The following is a 1,900-nucleotide window of genomic DNA, read 5'->3' as shown; positions in this document are numbered from 1 at the left end:
GACGTGGGCCGCTACACCGCCCGACCCGAGGCCGGCCGGCCCGAGGCCCGGCCCGACCCGATGCGTCGGGCCCAACCGCCGACGCGCAACGGTCGGCAGTCGCCCAACTATCAGCGGTAAGTATCCTCTGGGCATGTCACGCCCCGTCGCTCTGATCACCGGGCCGACGTCCGGCCTGGGTGAGGGATTCGCCCGTCGTTACGCGGTCGACGGCTACGACCTGGTGCTGGTCGCCCGCGATGCCGAGCGGCTGAACCGGCTCGCCGCGGAATTGCGCGACGAGGCCGGTGTGCAGGTCGAGGTGATTCCCGCGGACCTCGCGATCGCCGCCGACCGGGAGACGGTCGCCGAGCGTCTGAAGGCCGGCGTCGAGGTCCTGGTGAACAACGCAGGGATCGGCACCGCTGGGGAGTTCTGGTCCGCTGATCTGGAGGTCCTGCAGGGCCAACTCGACGTCAACGTCACCGCCGTCATGGCGCTCACCCATGCTGCGCTGCCACCGATGCTGGCCGCAGGTAAGGGCACGGTGCTCAACGTCGCCAGCGTCGCCGGCCTGCTGCCGGGGCGTGGCTCCACCTACTCGGCCTCCAAGGCGTGGGTGGTCTCGTTCTCCGAGGGGCTGGCCAACGGGCTCGCCGGGACCGGTGTCGGCGTGCACGCGCTGTGCCCGGGATTCGTGCACACCGAGTTCCACGAGCGCGCGGGCATCAACATGGCAGGCACCGCCTCGTTCCTCTGGCTCGAGGTCGACGACGTGGTCCGCGCGACGATGGCCGACGTGGCCAAGGGAAAGGTCGTCATCATCCCGGGACTGCAGTACAAGGCACTGACCACCGGCGGGCGCCTGGTGCCACGAAATGTGGTGCGCGCCTTGACCAAAGTAGTGGGCAAGGGCCGTGACCGCACCTGAGGCCCCGTGCGGGTAGTCGCTGTCCTGGTCGCGATCGTTCTGGCGGCCACCTCGTGCTCGGGTGCCACCGAACGTCCCGACGTCTACTCCACGGTCACCGCCTCACTTGGTGAATCGTCGGCGATCCTCGGCTGGAACATGTCGGTGGCCAACCTGAGATTCGACGCCGATTATGTGCTGGTCGACGTCGAGGCGGCACCGTCTCAGGAGAACGAGCCGCACGCCGCGCCCGAGGACGTGCGGTTCGGCCTCTACGGCGCACTGTCCCACCCCCTCGAAGCCCCCGGTCTCGGTGGCTGCGAGGACGTGACAAGCCTTGACATCCAACCGCTCTCGGCTCCGACGCCGGACCGGATGACGGGAACGGTCTGCATGGGGCCGCTGCGCGATCAGTCCCAGGTTCGGGGCGTCTACGTGTACTCACCCAAGGACCGGATGGCGGGCACCACCGCCGCCTACCCGGCGGCGTTCCCGGTCGGGGTGATGCCCACCAACGAGAACGACACCGGCTTGAGCGTGCGCACGACCAGCGTGGACGCCTTCCACGCCGACGGGGCGAAGATCGACCCCACCGCCCTCGGTGATCCCACGGCCTTCGAGGGCAACGGCTACATGCTGCTGGGTCTCGAGATCAGCGGCCTGGCAGCGCGATACCGCGACGACTCGGCGGAGCGCGGTGGTCCGATGATGGTGCTGGCCGCGCCGACGCTGCCGGGACGCGGTCTCAGTCACGCCTGCAGCGTCTACGGGGCTTCGGTGCTGGTGCTGCCCGAAGCCTCCCGGGAGACGGTGCAGGTAGGCGCGTCGCTGTGCACCCAGGGCGAGATCAACGCCGCGTTGCTGTATGCGACGGTGTCGATGACGGGAACGCATGCGGCACTGTGGACCACGGATCCCGAAGGATGACCGAACCCGGCCCCAAACCCGAAGCTGCAGGCCCCACCGAGTGGGGCGAGGGTCCGGGAGTCCGGCCGGGGCAGGGCCCCACTC

2 protein-coding genes are annotated in these 1,900 nt (G+C 69.5%); both read left to right on the top strand.

Annotation, left to right across the window (positions count from 1 at the left end):
• Positions 1-133: 133 nt before the first annotated feature.
• Positions 134-910 carry an SDR family NAD(P)-dependent oxidoreductase gene (locus tag WA965_RS24965; RefSeq protein WP_526301924.1) on the top strand — a complete coding sequence of 259 codons (777 nt, stop codon included), beginning with the start codon at positions 134-136 and terminating at the stop codon, positions 908-910.
• Positions 911-916: 6 nt separating this feature from the next.
• On the top strand, positions 917-1,816 hold the full coding sequence (locus WA965_RS24960) for a hypothetical protein (RefSeq protein ID WP_526301922.1): 900 nt from the start codon (positions 917-919) through the stop codon (positions 1,814-1,816).
• Positions 1,817-1,900 lie beyond the last annotated feature (84 nt).

Origin of the sequence: Mycobacterium sp. (assembly GCF_049683935.1) — a bacterium.
Lineage (GTDB): Bacteria > Actinomycetota > Actinomycetes > Mycobacteriales > Mycobacteriaceae > Mycobacterium.
This window is presented reverse-complemented; position numbering and strand designations above follow the sequence as displayed.

Excerpts from the sequence above, each read along its gene's own strand:
- WA965_RS24965 (WP_526301924.1), top strand. The coding sequence starts at position 134 with ATGTCACGCCCCGTCGCTCTGATCACCGGGCCGACGTCCGGCCTGGGT.